Source organism: Gimesia chilikensis (assembly GCF_007744075.1).
Lineage (GTDB): Bacteria > Planctomycetota > Planctomycetia > Planctomycetales > Planctomycetaceae > Gimesia > Gimesia chilikensis_A.
Genome location: NZ_CP036266.1, coordinates 741,403 through 758,094 on the forward strand (window position 1 = coordinate 741,403; position 16,692 = coordinate 758,094).

A 16,692-nucleotide genomic window follows, 5' to 3' on the forward strand; every position below is an offset into this window, starting at 1 on the left:
CTCTTTAACTAGTTGCATCTTTGATCAGCCCGGGATTTCCGGAGTTGGCTTAACAGCTCTACGATTGCCTTGTGGGTATGGTAGGTCTGACTGATGACCAGAGATTTCGAATGAGGCACCGCCGAAATCGTACCCGTATAGTTCGGATGCGTACTGCCGGGATTGTGTTTTTCCCCTGAAGTACTACTCGGCAGCGGGCTGGCGACTTCTACGATGACGCTTCCCTGGATGTTGAAAAATCCGTTATCTTTCTCAGAGTTGGGAGTTCCCTTTTTGTTCTGAGCCGAATTGATTGCCTGAGATGATTTCCCAGTGCGTTCCCAGATGCCAAGGTTTGCTTTCTGAATGGCTGCTATCAGAGCCTGATAATCATCATCGGTCTGACAGAGATCACCCACGGGATAAACGCGTGTTTTGAAGGTTGCACCAGCTTTGGCTTGCGAAGTAATCAGGATCAAATCCCGATCGACGACGTAGGTCAGATTGAGGGGATCCAGAATCTGTTCCAATGCATTTTCAAAGGTGATGTTTTTGAGCCGAGTGTCAATGGGCTCTTCAGGCGTCAAACCAATTGCTCCCAAATCCTGGGCCTGGATGACAACAGGAACATTGTGGAGTTCACTGAAGTAAGTCATGACTTCATCCAGGGGAATCTCCGGGAAATTGGCTTCGGTCTCTGCCTGCAGTGCCGCCTCCAGGTTTTCCTCGCGTGCCGTCAACGCGGGGTAAAACGATTGTTTCAGAGTCGTTTTTTTAGCGATGTTTTTATCGGCTGAACTGGTTACCTGCCTGCATGGTTTTTTATCTCCCAGAGCCAGACTGATGGACCAGCCGGAAACGACCATGCTGGTTGCGATCATTGCCAGTGCGGCGCATCGGATGTTGCGACGCTTATAAACTGTCATCTTAATCTCCTGTCTTGAATGAGTGTGGTTTCGTTCCTTACTATGTTTAAACGAATTCCATGAGCAATTCAAATTGACTTGATCAATTCACATCACGGGCTTCCCGGAGTTGGGTCAACAGTTCAACGATTGCATTGTGAGCGTGGTAAGTCTGGCAGATAACCAGGGCTTTGCTTTGCGGCACGATCGAGATGGTTCCGCCTTCGTCATCATGGTACAGACTGGCTCCCAGCACTGCGTTCATGCCATTTTGATCGGAAACCTGGAAGAAACCGCCTCCAGCACCACCTGCGCCGCCACCCATACCACCACCGCCACCGAATCCACCTCCTGCCTGCTGACTGGGGGTGACTTCACTTTTCAGCGTCCGCCATCTGCCCACACTGGTGTTTTTGATGACCGATTCCAGCATCAGATAGTCGATGGGGGTCTGACATAAATCGCCTACCGGATAGACGCGTGTTTTTAACATCTCTTCAGCTTTAGCCCGAGTTGTAATTTTGACCACATCCCGATCGAGGACGTACGTGAGACCGATCGGCTCCAAAACTAGATCGAGGGCTGTTTTGAGCGAAATATTCTCGACAGAGATGTTGACCGGCTCATCGGTCGTCAGTCCATCCTGTCCCAGATCGTTCGCAAAAATCACAAAGTTGATGCCCGTAGAATCCTGGTAAAACGTGATGACATCGCTCAAAGCGGCATCGACGAATTCTGCGGTGACCGTTTCGTTAAGCTTTTCCTGAAATTCCTTTTCGAACTTTGTGAGAGGGGGGAAAAAGATCTGTTTTGTCGGGGCCGTTAGTGCTGTTGCTGTCGCTAAATCGGAGGCAACCGCTGGCGGAGCCGGTTTTTTAGCCTGCCTGGCTTTAGTCTGCTGTTTGTCTTCAGCCTGGGCTGTAACTAATAATCCGCCTGCAAGGAGTCCCAGCAGCGTCCAGGTCATTCTGCGTTTTCCAGTTTGTAACATGCTTTACTCCTATTGATTTTCAGGGGTGATTGTCTGTCTGAACTTCAATTCGTTTCCGGGACTGCTCTCATCTGAATCTGACGAACCTGCCGCAATTGTGTGAGCAACTCCACGATTTTCTCATGGATTTCCTCTGTCTCATTGACTACCAGAGCCTGGCACTGGGGGACGGCCGTGATGGAAGAACTGAGCATTCCAGTTGGTGCAGCGAAAGGCGATGGTGCAGGAGTGCTCATGACCTGGGATTGGGCCGAGAGTCGTTGACGTCGGGCCCAGATGTTCGGCCGACAGGCAGTGCCGATCGCTTTTTCGATGGCCTCGTATTCTTCAGCAGAATGGCACAGAATGCCGACCGGGTAAATCCGCGTTATCAGATGGCGGTCGACTTCTGCCTGTGTGGTGATCTTGAGGACTTCCTGGTCAATTTCATAGGCCAGTCCCAGCGGCTCCAGAATGATTTTTAACGCCGATTTGAGAGATACCCCATGCAGGGAAACATTAACAGGCTCATCGGCAGTGATTCCGAGTTCTTTCAATGCTGATCCCGAGACATACATATTAATGCCATGCTGCTTCTGGATTTCATTAAGTGCCTGAGTGAGGGGGACATTGGGAAAGTTGGCTCTCGTGTTGGTATTGAGAGCATCCTGAATTTGCTGTACGCGGGGATTTAGTTCCGGATAGAACGGCTGTTTGATCTTAACGACCTGTTGTGGAACCGCTGCCTGCTTTTGCTTAACTGTGAATTTAACAGGCCAGTTCACCGTTTTTAAGGTTGGCTTGGACGGCTTGTCTTCTGCCTGGGCAGTGTTCGATGGCGTCGTGCCAATGCACATCAGACAAATAGAAGTGGCAATGAATAACGTTCGCATAACAGACTCCTTCAATGCGCAGGTGAAAACAGTTGGCACTGACTGTGAGTGAGAAAGTACGTTGTCAGTTCAAGTGGTGAAATACCGTCGAGAACGTCTCCGTCTCAAAGCCTGATGTACTGGCCCGACAGAAACCGGTTTGCAATTAATGGGCTCAATCAAATGCAGAAATGAAAAGGTATAAACTTGAGACCATAAGAGATGACATAAATGAATCCATGTATATTGCCTGATGGTAAACGGCTGAATTCTATCTGTCAACAAATTTCTGGAGTAAAGCAGCGAATGGACAACGCACCGGATCACAACTGTTTTTGAGTAAACCGTTTCAGGATGAATAAAAATCCGGGAATGGTCAGCAGCAGGCCGGTCAGTAGAAAACCCCAGCCTGCGCCCACTGGTCCGTAAGTTTTTCCCAGGTACCAGACCAGGCCTCCGGTGACGAGTTGCGAACCGGTATTGAGGAACAGGAAGGGTTCCTGCTTAAAGGGGCGGATATACGCCATCACACACTGGGCGATATGAATCGGAATCAGGGCGAGTGCCAGCAGGACCGTCGGAAACAGGGGAAGAATCCGCCGCTGTAATTTATGAACCAGATCCCAGAGGGGCTGCAGAACACTCCAGGACTCCGGAAGTTCCGTTCCCTGAAGCAGCTGCAGGATCCAGACGATCAGACAGAATAGTGTCCCTCCCGCAATCAGGACCTGCGTGGAGACCTGGAACAGACGCCAGAACACCCGTTTGAATTCCTGGAGATTGTTTTGGGCTACCAGCGAACCAAACAGGGGCGCCCGACTCAGCATCCAGGAATAGGCGGCCATTTGCAGGGTCATCAGGGCGGTCCAGGTCAGACCGAGCTGGCCGGCGACCTCCGGGCCCTGGTATTCAAACATCAGGGGAATCACAAATGAACTGGTGAAGTAGGTTGCCATCGCCTGGATTGCCAGCTTCCAGTGTAGAGGCCAGACCTCTTCCGACCAGCTGACGCCGGGGCCGGAGCGTGCCGGCAGCAGGGAAGCAAAAAAACGACGATAGCGCACGCCAATCAACCAGAGTTCCCAGAACAGACGGACGGCACAGATGGCGACACTGGTCCAGAGTCCCGCGCCGCTGGAGATCGCGATCCAGACAACCAGGGTGGCCGTGACACTCTGAAAGGCGCGATAGCGATTGGTTACCGAAACCTGATCACAGCCATCCAGCAGCGTCAGGCAGGGAGTGGCGACGAGTGTCAGCGCGGTGAGTCCGACAATGCAGTACCAGGGGCTCTGCCAGTCAACGCCATCTGCAGGTTGCGACTGAAAGAACCAGTAACCTGCGATGCCGATACCTCCGACAAAGGTCAGTCCGGCGATGCTGTACCATTTAAGAACCAGGGCCGCCAGACTGCGCATCCGGGAGAGAGCTTCCTCTTCGCCGATGAGATATCCTTGCTCGTCAATTTCCAGTTTCGACCATTCGTGGCTTGTCAGATAGAGAGTTACGACCTGCATCCCCATTTCGACAAACGTCTGCAATGCGACCAGCGCACCAAACGTATAATAATAGCCCTGCAATTCACTGGAGAAAAAAGCGACGATCAACAACATCGTCACCGGGCCTGATACGAACTGCCAGCCCCGACTGACCAGCGCATAAAAGACGGCTCGGTTGACTTCCATGCGGTTCAGGAGACGCCGAGGCCAGCTGCGCTGTTGTGGTTGAGGTTCCCGCTGTTCGCTCATGAAGTCTGGTCAATTCTGTTTGGTCAATCGTGAGGTCTCAACCGGTCGTTTGATTCAGGTTATTATGCGCGTCATGCAACGCTGCTTCAGATGTGAGCAGGTCTGTCGCATTTTCCGCGATCAAAAAGAGACTGGCCAGACGTGGAGGCTGCCCCTCAATTCGATCGGGAGAAGTTGGTCGCACACTGACATCGCTCGGCAACTGTTGTGTCACACATCTTAACCAGTTTGAAAAGTCGATACCATACGACTCTTTCCAGGGGAAGTGCAGCCAGCTGGCAACCTGGTCTGCAGTCAGGAATCGTTGAAAACCCAGCGCGAGTCGTCCCATGGTATACCGTGCATTGAGATCTTGCAGCGGTCGTAATCGCATGGTTCCCTCAGCATCCCGGTACTGCATCGCATCGATGCCCACTGGTCCTGTATAGCCAGTCTGCTGAACGGCGCGGGCGACCCGTTGTGCGACGTCAATCGCGGGTTGCCATTGTTGAAGTGTCGAATCATCGACGTTGATACGACTGCCACGATACTGACCGCGCGTATCATTCAGCAGTACCGTCAGTCCGAAGAGCGTTGGTTCTCCTGCAGCAGGGATTTCCAGTTGAATTCCAGCTTCACTGATCCGCTCGACCCACGGTTCCAGAAACAGGGGTTGTCCCTGTGTCAGTCGTTTTGCGGCCCAGCCTCGGATTGGTTCGCTGAGCTTCGACCCGCGACCACACATGCGTTCCCGGGCCGACATGCTGAAGTTTGCTTTCAATACCCAGCTGGAGTCATCGGAATCAGAGAAGGCTCGCAGTACCTGTTCCAGAGATTCCAGGCTTACGACGCGACAGCTGCCGGGCAGCGCCAGTCCCCAGTCCATTTCCAACTGGAATGAGAAAGAACGCGCGTTGACCGTGTACGCTGCAGACAGGACGCCCGTCTCAATGGCGAAGCCTTTCGCTTCGGCGAGCTTTGCCACTTCATTAGACCACCCCCAGGGGACGAAGGTCAGGGAGCGGGCTGCCTTGGCGGTGGGCCACTCAGATGTGAACTCGACAGGGGGGAATCCGGATGTCACCAGTTGTTCTGTAAATTCTCGGGGAAGAGCCGCCGGTAGATAGATCTGATCTCCCGCCTCGGTCAGGCCCAGCCAGCAACAGGCCAGGCTCGATGTGAGCGAGGCTGCTGCGCTGGTCGAAGTGCCATAAGTCTCCCCGGCGAGCTGATGTTCGAAATCAAAGTTACCGTAAAAAAAACGAGGCATGTGGCAGTCAATATGACGGGAGCGGAACGGGATATTCTCAACAGAAGTTGATCATCGGGATTGGGCAGACGAATCAAAAATCTGTTATACTGTCTGCTTCCATCCGAAACTATCCTCACACCCAATTTCTCAGGAAAGTCAACCGATGTCCGCAAAGTCCCTGCCCCGTATGATCGTCCTCAGTCTCTGTACTCTGTTATTGTTGGTAGTCCCTGTCTTCGCAGAAGATTCCCCAAAACAGTCAAAGGAAAAGACACTCAAAGTCGCGACGTTTGCGATCGACATCACACCCCCCATCGGGCATCCGCTCTGTTACGGGCACATTGCGCCGGCTAAGAAAGTCGTGGATCCGTTGAGTGCTCGCGGCATGATTCTGCTGGGCGGAGATCAACCGATCGTCCTGCTGGCCCTGGACTGGGTGGGAGCGAACAACGGTGCCCAGGATGAATGGAAGAAAGCACTGGCGGCAGCAGTCGGAACATCGCCCGATCATTGTGCGGTTCACTGCCTGCATCAGCACGACGCCCCCGGCGTCGATATCACGGCGAATCAACGGCTCAAAGAGAACGGCCTGGATGGGGTGATGTACCAGGAAGCGTATTTGAAAGATGTGATGCAGCGTACTATCGAAGCGGCACAGCAGAGTCTGAAACAGGCCCGCCCCGTGACCCACGTCGGAACCGGGAAAGGGAAGGTGAAGCAGTTTGCTTCCAATCGTCGCATCCTGGGACCGGATGGCAAAGTGAAAATCGTGCGATTCAGTTCGTCCCGAAACCTGGCTGCCATCAAGTCACCGGAAGGTGTGATCGATCCTTATGTCCGTCTGCTCAGCCTGTGGGACGGGGATCAGCCTCTGGTCGTACTCAGTTATTACGCGACGCATCCACAAAGTTATTACGGACGTGGCGGCATCAGTTGTGACACGGTGGGCCTGGCGCGGGGACTGCATGAAAAACAGTTGCCCGGCGCCCTGCAGATTCATTTCGATGGTGCAGGTGGCAACATCGGTGCCGGGAAGTATAACAACGGTGATCCGGAGAACCGCCCTCTGCTCGCACAACGACTGGCAGACGGGATGCAAGCCGCCTGGAAGTCGACCGAAAAAACACCGGTAACAGCACAGGATGTCAGTTGGAGTGTGAAACCGGTGCTGCTTCCGCTGCGGGATACGCTGGACGAAGAAAAGCTCACTACGATTTTAAAAAATCCTAAGGGACGGATCACCGATCGTATCCGGGCCGCCCGTGATCTGGATTATCTGAAACGGACACAGGCTGGAGAGACGATCGACATCACCCGCCTGAAAATCGGACCGGCCCAGGTGGTCCATATGCCGGGCGAACTGTTCGTGGAATATCAGCTCGCAGCGCAGAAAATGGCCCCCGAGGATTTCGTCTGCATGGCCGCTTATGGCGATCAGGGCCCCGGTTATATCGGCACGACGATCGCGTATGCCCAGGGAGGCTACGAAACCGGCCGCGTTTCACGTACGGCACCGGAAGTCGAGGATGTGCTGATGCAGACGTTACGGGAACTGGTTGCGGGCAAGCAATAGTAGCAGCGCTTTTGGAATCGCCTATTCCGTTTTAGATGGTCGAGACCATTTGATCCGGGATGTGTAGACCCGGTTGTTGCTACCATATTTTTCGATGCCGATCGGCTGCATCCACTCGGCAACAACGACCCAGGTTTCAGAGGGACTGATGTTGACGACGGCGAAGTTGCCCATGCGGGCCCCTTTTTCGGGGACGATAATCCGTTCGGTATCCCGTTTGACACGGAGAGTAGCAGGGTCGACTTCTGCCATGAACAGCGGCGCCCGGTGCCGGAAGACGTGATCATTGTTCGCACCACGACGTGTGTAAACCAGAAAGAGACCGTCACTGTGTGTGACCCAGTGCTGCTGCGTGTTGTAGTTACCCAGTTCTTCGCCATCGCCGAATTTCCAGACGACCGGCTTTGAATAGTTCAGGCCGTCATCGCTGACGGAGACGTAGCCTTTATCATCATTCCGCATTGTCAGGTAATACTTCTGCTGGAATTTTGTGATAGACGGTTCGTACAGGCCCCGCTTCACCGGCACCGTATGTGTGCTGCCATGCTTTTTGTAAGTCAGTTTCTCACCGTCAAAGTCACAAAGGACCACAGTGGTGCTGTACTGCTTTTCTTTTTTGGGCTTGAAGTAAACGGGAAGCAGGATCGTGCCATCCTGTAGATCCCAGCGCTGTGCGGAGCCGGCGCCGCAGTCTTCGAAGCGGGATTCGTCAGGCATGCTCATCGTCGTCCAGTCGGACCAGGTGTGGTCCTGCTGATTGTAAACCGAGTACGCAACGCTACGCTTGCGAACATGCATGACTTTGTTGTTTTCGTAGCGGACCGAGTGTCCGGTCCCTAACAGTTTTTTGGTCTTCGCGTGCCAGCCGGGGGTGAAATCACAAATGGCAATCTCACGCGTGTCAGAGAGCCGACGACGGGCCAGGGTCTCGTGTTTGATGGGGCCAATCCAGTTTTTGCCATCATTGGTCCGCATTTCATTCAGGGCATAGAACACATCCGAACCGGTCAGGAGCAGCTTCTGCATCGTGAGGACCACGGTTGCCGGAAAATCGTCCGACTGGGGAATCGCACCCGCACGGGCCTGTACCCAGCAGGTCTTGCCGTCAAAGCCTTCCCGCACGGTTCTCAGGTCGATTTCATAGGTGAGTGGTGCTGAGTCGTCTGCGGAAAGTGACGCCGGACCGATAGTCAACAGGCTTAATACGAGACAGAGCAGGCTGCGAATTTTCATGGAGAACCTCTGGTTGAATGAGATCTGGTAAGTCCTTTAACGATACGCTGAATGCAAGGCTTCCTCAATAGCAGAGCAGGGAACCTGTTGAATGAGTTGTTGAATTCTTCCAGCGGCAGAATTTACAATGTTTCTCTATAGTCCTTTTCCCTTACTCCTGTTTCTGGAGTCGAATTATGTGTGCGCGCTCGCTGGCTGTCATTGTCTGTCTCTGGTTTGCTAGTTATCTGCAGGCTGCTGAACTGGAATGGATTCAGGTCAGCGCGGATGGAAAATCGTTCGTGACCGCGGAGTCTCAGCAACGCTTTGTTCCCTGGGGCTTCAATTACGATCACGATCGGAAAAGCCGCCTGCTGGAAGATTACTGGGATAAAGAGTGGCAGGAGATCGAAGCCGACTTTGCCGAGATGAAAGCCCTCGGGGCGAATGTAGTGCGGATTCACATTCAGTTCGGCAAGTTCATGTCGGCCCCCGATCAGCCACGCAAAGAGGCCCTCAAGAAACTGGGCGATCTTCTGGAACTTGCGGAGCAGACCGGGCTCTATCTCGATCTGACCGGCCTGGGCTGTTATCACAAACAGGACGTGCCCGCCTGGTACGATGCTCTGAGCGATCAAGGCCGCTGGGAAGCTCAGACGCATTTCTGGTCAGCAGTCGCGAAGCGGTGTGCGGGGAGTCCGGCCATTTTCTGCTACGATCTGATGAATGAACCGGTGGTGCACGGCGGAAAGAAAAAAGGGACCGACTGGCTGGGTCCCGGGTTTGCAGGCAAGCATTTCGTGCAGCGGATTACGCTCAGCCCGGATGAGCGGACGCGTCCTGAGATTGCGGCAGCCTGGATCAAAACGCTCGCTCAAGCGATTCGCGAACAGGATTCAAATCACCTGATCACGGTCGGCATGGTTCCGTGGAGTCTGGAACGAAAAGGGCTGCAGTCTGGTTTTGTGCCTGAGAAGGTGAGCGCACATCTGGATTTCATCTGTGTGCACCTCTATCCCGAGAAAGGTAAAGTGGACGAGGCGATAGAGACGCTCAAAGGTTTCGATATCGGAAAACCACTGGTGATTGAAGAAACGTTTCCGCTGAAGAGTTCCCCCGAGGAATTTGAACAGTTTATGCTCGAATCGCGGAAATATGCGGAGGGCTGGATCGGCTTTTATTGGGGTCAGAGCCTGCAGGAATATCAGCAGGGGACCACGATAAGTGATGCCATCATGGCCCGCTGGCTGGAGTTCTTCAAACAGAATGGTCCCCGGTTTAAAGAGACGCAGTGATACCATAAAGTGGCTGAAGCTGCCTCACAGCGATCAGGGAACTGGCTGCTTGAGGTAGGGTTTCAGGCCGGGGACTTTGGCTGGAACCTCTTCCACAACGAGCCGGGCGATCTCGCGGGCGCCTTTCCCTGAGAAATGAGTGCGGTCATCTTTGCTGGGGCTGAAGTACGCACTGCCCGCATCTCCCAACTGGTTGAACAGGGCGACGCTTTTCTGGTGCAGGTCGATGACGGGTACATTTTTTTCCTGGCCGACTTTGAGCATGGCTTCGGCGTATGGACGTAGAATGGTTCTGATCTTTCCGTTTTCAAATACGCGACGTGTCATGGGAGTAACCAGAACCGGCTGCATGCCTGCGGCGCGGGCTTCATCGATATATTTTTTGAGATAGTCCTGATAGGTCGTTGCAGGATCAGTTTCCCGATCACCTTTGCCGGGACAGTCGTTGTGGCCGAACTGGATGAAGAGGTAATCTGCTTTTTCTTCGATCGCATCTTTCCAGCGTCCTTCGCGGATGAAGCTGCTGGAACTGCGACCGGAGAGGGCCCGGTTCAGAATGGTCACATCGTCGTTGAAATATTCGCCGAAAACCTGTCCCCAGCCGGTCAGGTCTGGTTTGTCTTTGGGACGTTTATGGTAATCCGAGACTGTTGAGTCGCCGATCAGCATGATGCGGAGGGCTGGCTCAGCGGCTTCAAGGCTGCTTCTCATGAAGACCGGAATGTGGATGAGAAAACTCAGGAGCAGTACGACAGGGAGTCTGGTGATTTTCATGATGTTGGTTTTCTATTTGTGTCGCTGTTTTCAGGTAAGAAGGTGCTGTTTTTACTGTTGAATCAGTTTAAAATGAGAAGACCAGTCTGAAAAGTATGTTGACAGGGGATAATTAGTAAATAAAATGGATATTAATATCCGATATTAAAGCTGGATACCTGCCTCAAGCCTCAAATCAGAGCTTGGATCATCTGACTCTGATAACGTCCCGCCCGTTGAAAGAAGTGCTCCACCGATGAACGTGTTCCCGAAGTCGAAAATTCTGTCGCCTTTCAAACTCAGTTTGTGCTGGGTGATTGTCTGCCTGGCTGCCTTTGGTGTGGTGGGGACCGGATCTGCATCGGCCCAGGTCAATTTCGAAGAGGCACCGATCAACTATAATCAGGCCACTCCCGCTAATGCGATCTCCCGCTTTCAGAAAAAACTGGATGCAGGTGAAGCCAAACTGACATTTGATCGGAAAGAGGGCCGTGGCTACCTGCCTGCGGTACTGGATGCGTTGAAGATTCCAGTTTCTTCGCAGGTGCTGGTCTTTTCCAAGACGAGTCTGCAGGTCAAACGCATCGATCCGTTATCGCCACGTGCGTTGTATTACAATGACGATCTGTACCTCGGCTTCGTGCAGGGGGGCTCCGTGCTGGAAGTTTCGGCCAGCGATCCAGAACTGGGAACCGTTTTTTACACGCTCTCACAGTTTGAAGCATCACGTCCCCAATTTGTCCGGAAGACGTTTGAATGCACGCAGTGCCATGCCGGTTCCATGACACAGGGAGTGCCGGGGCATGTCATGCGGTCGGTTTATCCGGGGCCGGATGGAATGCCTGTGTTCCGTGAGGGAACTTATCGTAGCGACCACAGCAGTCCCTTCGAAGAACGCTGGGGGGGCTGGTACGTCTCAGGAACGCATGGAAAAATGCGTCACATGGGAAACCTGATCTTCCGACAGGGAGACAGTGCACGGAATCTGAATCGAGATCGTGGAGCAAACGCCGACGACCTTGAACGCTGGTTCGACACTGACCCTTATCTGACGCCTTACAGTGATATTGTGTCGTTGATGGTTCTGGAACATCAGGCCAAGATGCATAACTTGATCACCCGGGCGCAGTTTGAAGGGCGAATTACCGATCGGGACTCCCTGGTGATGAACCGCATGCTGGAACGGGAAGCAGCGTTTCAGAGTGACAGCACAAAGCGACGCTACGAGAGCTCCGCAAAACGGCTCGTGGACTACATGCTGTTTGCAGACGAACTGCAGCTGGAAGATCAGATTCAGGGGATCTCCGGTTTCCAGGCTGAGTTTTCCAAAGCAGGCCCGCGAGACAGCCAGGGTCGTTCGTTACGCGACTTTGATCTGAAGCGGCGATTGTTCAAGTATCCTTGCAGCTACCTGATCTACAGCGAGTCGTTCGAAAGCCTGCCTGAGCCGGTTCTGGAAGTGGTATATCGTCAGTTGTGGGAAGTGCTGACTGGTAAGAACCAGAGTAAGGAGTACGCGCATCTCAGTGTCGAGGACCGTCGGGCGATTCTGGAGATCCTGATCGAAACCCGGAAGGGGCTTCCCAAGTACTGGAAGCTGTAAATCGGTTCTGCGGCTGTCGATGTGAATCGAAGACGTAGCGGTTTTGTCTATGAAATCAGACATATACCCCTACATCTGCTTTGATATTGGTTGTTTCGGTGAATTCCCCCGCTTAGAATGACGGCAGTGCAAAGACTGATTTACAGGGCTTTCTGTCTGCTGGATATTCAATTTCTGTAACCAGTGCCTGACCGGTCTTTCCGTTCCGAATCTCAAAACAACCGCCGCGCTTAAAACTACGAGGAGCTTACGGGTATGTTACCCCGACGCGAAGTATTTCCCCACGTGATCGAAATCAATTATCAGGCCAGACAGCGTTTGGGGTGTTGTGTCTATCTGGTATTTAACGACCAGAATGAGTGGTTACTGATCGATATCGGTTACGAAGATACCGTTTCCGAAATCATCGAGATGATCCGGCAGATGGATTTTCCGCTGGCAAACTGCAAATATCTGATTGCCACCCACGCTGATGTCGACCACATTCAGGGGTTGAGTAAAGCGAAAGAACTCCTGCCCAATGCCCAGGTCGTCGCGCATCCCAGTGCAGCCAAACCACTGGAGGAAGGGGATCGGATCAGCACTTACGCCGAGATCAGCGCCCAGGGTATTTCTATCGATATGCCTGCTTGCAAGGTTGATCGGGAAGTCAATGAAGGCGATGTGATTGACTTGGGGGGCGACGTCAAACTGGAAGTCTGGCACACCCCCGGACACACCGACGGACAGCTGGCCTTCCGTTTTGGCGATCTGCTGTTTTCCGGGGATAACATCTACCGGGATGGCTGCGTTGGTCACATTGATGCCCACCACGGTTCGGATATTCCTGATTTCATCGCGTCCCTGGAGCGGATCCGCGACTGTGACGCGAAATGGCTGCTCCCCAGCCACGGTCCTATTTTCCGCAATAAACGGGAACTGCTGCAATCAACCATTGACCGCTTGAACACATATCTGCATATGGCGGACTTCGGTACCTGTGCGGTTGACTGGCCCTTACAGGACGAGTGGGACGAAGAGTTGCTCAAAGGCTTTGACCCGGAAACAGCCGAATAACGTCTGATTTTCAGTGCTTTTGTATGACCTTGTGTTCACGTGATACGCCCTGCGCGCTATGAATACAGGTGTCTGAAACGCGCTCTCGTGGTTGTATTTTCCACTTTTTAAGGGAGAAGCAGCTCCCAGAGGGCAAATTCCTGCTGCTATAATCGTCAAAACTGCTATCATGCGCAGGATCTTTACGATAATCACAGATGTTGCCTGTGCTGCGACAAGTTTAACCAGACGCGGCGACGAAAAATACCGATATGCGTTGACCGGAACAACGCAATTCAAATCGAGCAGCGGAAGCGGGCATTTCTATTTTTTATGCATTCGAGATTGATTCATTTAGCGAAACCGTGACAATTCATGAGATCTGGTTTGAGCATTTTCCTGTTTTTCAGTGAAGAAAGCTCAAGTCGGGCTCAGTTGTTGAGAAATTTTGGATCAAACCGTTTTCAATATGAATCTCGCAGTTCCCTGATTTTCGAACGCGAATTCATGTTATTGATAAAGCCTACTCGGCTAATGGATTAAGTAATGGCTTCGTTTTTTGAAAAACGCGATCCATGGGGACACAGTCTATCTTTGTGGGTTGTGGTTCTGATGATCTTCGTCACTCCGGTGCTGTTTGGAGTGTTGCGGGAGATCCGCCAGGAGAACAACGTTGAGAACTGGCTCCCCCCTGATGATCCACAGTCAAAAGTTCTGCAGTGGCATCGTGACAGCTTCGGTATTGAAGATCGCGTGCTGGTCTCCTGGGATGGCAGTTCGCTGACGGACTTGCGCGCTGACCGACTGAAGCAGTCCTTGCTGGGGCAGAAAGATGCTAAAGGCGTTCGTCGGGGTGGTTCACCTTACATTCTGGACGTCGCAACTCCCCAGGATGCGATTCAGAAGATGGTGGATTACCACATCGACCCTGATGAAGCAGAGCGTCGCCTGAAGGGGGTTCTGATCGGGACGGGGATGCTTAAGGTACGTTTGAGCCCCGCTGGTAAAAAACGACGAGAACAGACGATTCAGGAACTGATAGCAACCACCAAGCGCGAGCTGGGCATCGATCTGACTGTCAAACCCGCTTTCACTCCCTGGGTGGAAATGGTTGATGAGACGGAAGAAGGCACCGTTACTGATGCACCAGTGGAAGAGCCGGACGAAGATCAGGTCGACTTCAAGGCGCTGGTCGAGGCGATCCCCGAACACGATTTTCAGTTAATCTGGCCGCGGATGCAGGCTCATTCAAAACAGGCCGACCAGATCAAAGAAATCGCCCTGTCTTTAAGGCGTCCCGAGATCCTGGTTGGGGCTTCGACTGCTGCGGACCAGGAAGCGAAAAGCGATCAGCTGGGTGAAGAACCCAAGCTCATTGAAGACTGTTTTTTCGCCATTGGTACTCCCATCGCAGTCGCGATTTCACTCTCCGATACAGGCGATGCCGACCATGCCTCGGCAGTTGCAGCCATTAAAACAGCTGCCGTTGATGCAGGTATTCCGGCAGAAAACCTCCACATGGGGGGACGCCCGGTTGCGGGGGCTGCTCTGAACCGGATGGTAAAAGAGTCCTCCTGGAACACGGCGTATCCTCTGTGGCAGTTCCATAAACGCTCGGTGACGCTGTTCTCCGGACTGATCGGAATTGCCCTGGCATTCCTGATGCTGCGGAGTGTGCGCCTGGCCTGCCTGGTGCTGCTGGTCTCCTATTACACGACGTTTGTCGCGGTTTCCATCATTCCCATGACGGGCGGCACGATGAATATGGTGTTGGTCGTTATGCCGACACTATTGACCGTACTAACGCTGTCCGGGTCGATTCACGTTGCGAATTACTGGAAGCACGCAGCCCATGTAGATATGAAAACCGCTGTCGTCAAAGCGGTGGAGATGGCACGGGCTCCCTGTATGATGGCAAGTCTGACAACAGCCATTGGTCTGGCTTCACTGCTGACCAGCCCGTTATCACCAGTTCGCGATTTTGGGCTCTATGCTTCGATCGGCTGTGTGGTTTCCCTGCTGATGGTGCTTTACGGTCTGCCTTCGTTACTCCAGTTATGGCCGGCTAAGCCGCCGAAAGCTTCGGAGATCGATACCCGACACTGGCAGGCGTTCGGGCGGGGACTGTCACGGCACCAGTGGCTGGTTTCGTTCTCCTGCCTGGCGATTTTTGTTGCCGCCTGTTACGGGTTCAAATGGTTCCGGACCGAGACCAAAGTGATCCGGTATTTTCCCGACTCTTCCCGCGTGATTCAGGACTACCTGTTCCTGGAAGAGAACCTGTCGGGGATTACCCCCGTCGATACCGTGATCTGTTTCGATGAAAAAGCACAGGAAGATCTGAACTTTGAAGAACGTGTCGAACTGGTGCGAAACATCGAGCGGAAAATCGCCGAACATCCTGAGATCAGCGGTACGATCTCGCTGGCTGATTTTCGTCCCGTCTCTGAACCACTGCCCAAAGATGCGAGTACCTTCCAGAAACTGCGTCACGCCAAACGGGTGAACGAGACCGAACGCCGCGTTCGCGAGAGCCTGAAAAAGGAAAAATCAGGCGAAGTAAACCTGGAAGGGGATACCGTAAAATCATTTCTGAATATTGCCGACCACACTGCGGATCTGGAGCAGGAAACCGCGAACGGCGCACGAATGGTCGACATTCAGAAGGGTGACGAAATGTGGCGGATCACCGCACAGGTCGCCATTATGACCGATCTCAACTACGCGGATCTAACGAATGAATTGAACCAGGTAACGCAGTCTGTCTTACGTGATCATGCCGGGACGACGCATCTGGTGACCGGAACGATTCCCCTGTTTCTGCGAACCCAGCAGGCTGTATTGGAGAGCTTGATCAAAAGCTTTGGGCTGGCCTTTGCTGTCATCGCTGTGGTAATGATGGTGCTGCTGCGGAGTCCGACAGCAGGTCTGATTACGATGTTGCCGAACCTGATGCCCATTGGTGTGATCTTCGGGCTGTTGTCCTGGATGCACGTGGCCGTCGATATTGGAACGATGATTACCGCATCCGTCGCACTGGGGATCGCTGTGGACGGCACTCTGCATCTGCTGACCTGGTTCAAAATCGGAATCGAAGAAGGCAAATCCAAGAGTGAAGCGGTGGCTGCAGCGCTGGGGCATTGTGGCCCTGCGATGTGGCAGACCAGTGCCGTGGTGGCGATCAGTCTGGCAATGCTCTATCCGGCAGAATTACTGCTGGTAAGTCGCTTCGGCATTCTCATGTGTGCGTTGATTACTGCAGCACTGCTGGCCGACATCATCTTTCTGCCCGCACTGCTGGCTGGCCCCTTGGGAACGCTGATTGTGAACTCGCAGAAACGAGAGCAGAAAGCGACTGAGAAACATCCGCTGTTGCAGGAAGGGAAAGAGTCAAAGCCCCATCTGTCACATGTGGTCAAGCGGGCTCAGTCTGAGCAGTCTTTTGAGACGTAAGTCGCTATCTAAATTGACCTTGTGTTGAGATTGCCGCGTCGTCAAGTCTAGGTTTTACCAGGC

The 16,692-nt window shown here is 53.1% G+C and carries 12 protein-coding genes; 5 read left to right on the forward strand and 7 right to left on the reverse strand.

Going from position 1 to position 16,692, the window contains the following annotated elements:
* Window positions 1-8: 8 nt before the first annotated feature.
* The 5 genes from HG66A1_RS02905 to HG66A1_RS02925 all read right to left on the reverse strand — a co-directional run bounded on the left by HG66A1_RS02905 (window position 9) and on the right by HG66A1_RS02925 (window position 5,723).
* Window positions 9-905 (reverse strand): STN domain-containing protein, encoded by an 897-nt coding sequence (locus HG66A1_RS02905; protein WP_145180680.1) that lies wholly within the window; start codon window positions 903-905, stop codon window positions 9-11.
* 82 nt (window positions 906-987) lie between these two features.
* Window positions 988-1,875 (reverse strand): hypothetical protein, encoded by an 888-nt coding sequence (locus HG66A1_RS02910; protein ID WP_145180682.1) that lies wholly within the window; start codon window positions 1,873-1,875, stop codon window positions 988-990.
* A gap of 44 nt (window positions 1,876-1,919) precedes the next feature.
* Window positions 1,920-2,747, reverse strand: a complete 828-nt coding sequence (locus HG66A1_RS02915) for a hypothetical protein (RefSeq protein ID WP_145180683.1) — start codon at window positions 2,745-2,747, stop codon at window positions 1,920-1,922.
* Window positions 2,748-3,049: 302 nt separating this feature from the next.
* Complete coding sequence (locus HG66A1_RS02920; protein WP_145180684.1) at window positions 3,050-4,474, reverse strand: hypothetical protein; 1,425 nt, start codon at window positions 4,472-4,474, stop codon at window positions 3,050-3,052.
* A gap of 37 nt (window positions 4,475-4,511) precedes the next feature.
* The gene (locus HG66A1_RS02925) at window positions 4,512-5,723 is read right to left on the reverse strand and encodes a hypothetical protein (protein WP_145180685.1); all 1,212 of its coding nucleotides are present in this window, start codon (window positions 5,721-5,723) and stop codon (window positions 4,512-4,514) included.
* A gap of 145 nt (window positions 5,724-5,868) precedes the next feature.
* Here HG66A1_RS02925 and HG66A1_RS02930 point away from each other — a divergent pair, with 145 nt between their 5' ends.
* Window positions 5,869-7,278 (forward strand): hypothetical protein, encoded by a 1,410-nt coding sequence (locus HG66A1_RS02930; protein ID WP_145180686.1) that lies wholly within the window; start codon window positions 5,869-5,871, stop codon window positions 7,276-7,278.
* 21 nt (window positions 7,279-7,299) lie between these two features.
* Here the strand turns inward: HG66A1_RS02930 and HG66A1_RS02935 are convergent, their stop codons facing one another.
* A complete protein-coding gene (locus tag HG66A1_RS02935; protein WP_145180688.1) occupies window positions 7,300-8,511 on the reverse strand; it encodes a sialidase family protein in 1,212 nt (403 codons plus the stop codon).
* Between the two features lie 176 nt (window positions 8,512-8,687).
* Here HG66A1_RS02935 and HG66A1_RS02940 point away from each other — a divergent pair, with 176 nt between their 5' ends.
* Window positions 8,688-9,785, forward strand: a complete 1,098-nt coding sequence (locus HG66A1_RS02940) for a cellulase family glycosylhydrolase (protein ID WP_145180690.1) — start codon at window positions 8,688-8,690, stop codon at window positions 9,783-9,785.
* Window positions 9,786-9,818: 33 nt separating this feature from the next.
* Here the strand turns inward: HG66A1_RS02940 and HG66A1_RS02945 are convergent, their stop codons facing one another.
* On the reverse strand, window positions 9,819-10,559 hold the full coding sequence (locus HG66A1_RS02945; RefSeq protein WP_145180692.1) for a rhamnogalacturonan acetylesterase: 741 nt from the start codon (window positions 10,557-10,559) through the stop codon (window positions 9,819-9,821).
* A 235-nt stretch (window positions 10,560-10,794) separates the two neighbouring features.
* On the opposite strand from HG66A1_RS02945, the gene HG66A1_RS02950 reads away from it, so the two are divergent.
* The 3 genes from HG66A1_RS02950 (at window position 10,795) to HG66A1_RS02960 (ending at window position 16,629) form a co-directional block, all read left to right on the forward strand.
* The gene (locus HG66A1_RS02950) at window positions 10,795-12,141 is read left to right on the forward strand and encodes a hypothetical protein (protein WP_197996955.1); all 1,347 of its coding nucleotides are present in this window, start codon (window positions 10,795-10,797) and stop codon (window positions 12,139-12,141) included.
* 255 nt (window positions 12,142-12,396) lie between these two features.
* Window positions 12,397-13,197, forward strand: a complete 801-nt coding sequence (locus HG66A1_RS02955; RefSeq protein WP_145180694.1) for an MBL fold metallo-hydrolase — start codon at window positions 12,397-12,399, stop codon at window positions 13,195-13,197.
* Window positions 13,198-13,722: 525 nt separating this feature from the next.
* Window positions 13,723-16,629 (forward strand): efflux RND transporter permease subunit, encoded by a 2,907-nt coding sequence (locus HG66A1_RS02960; RefSeq protein WP_145180696.1) that lies wholly within the window; start codon window positions 13,723-13,725, stop codon window positions 16,627-16,629.
* Window positions 16,630-16,692: the final 63 nt, after the last annotated feature.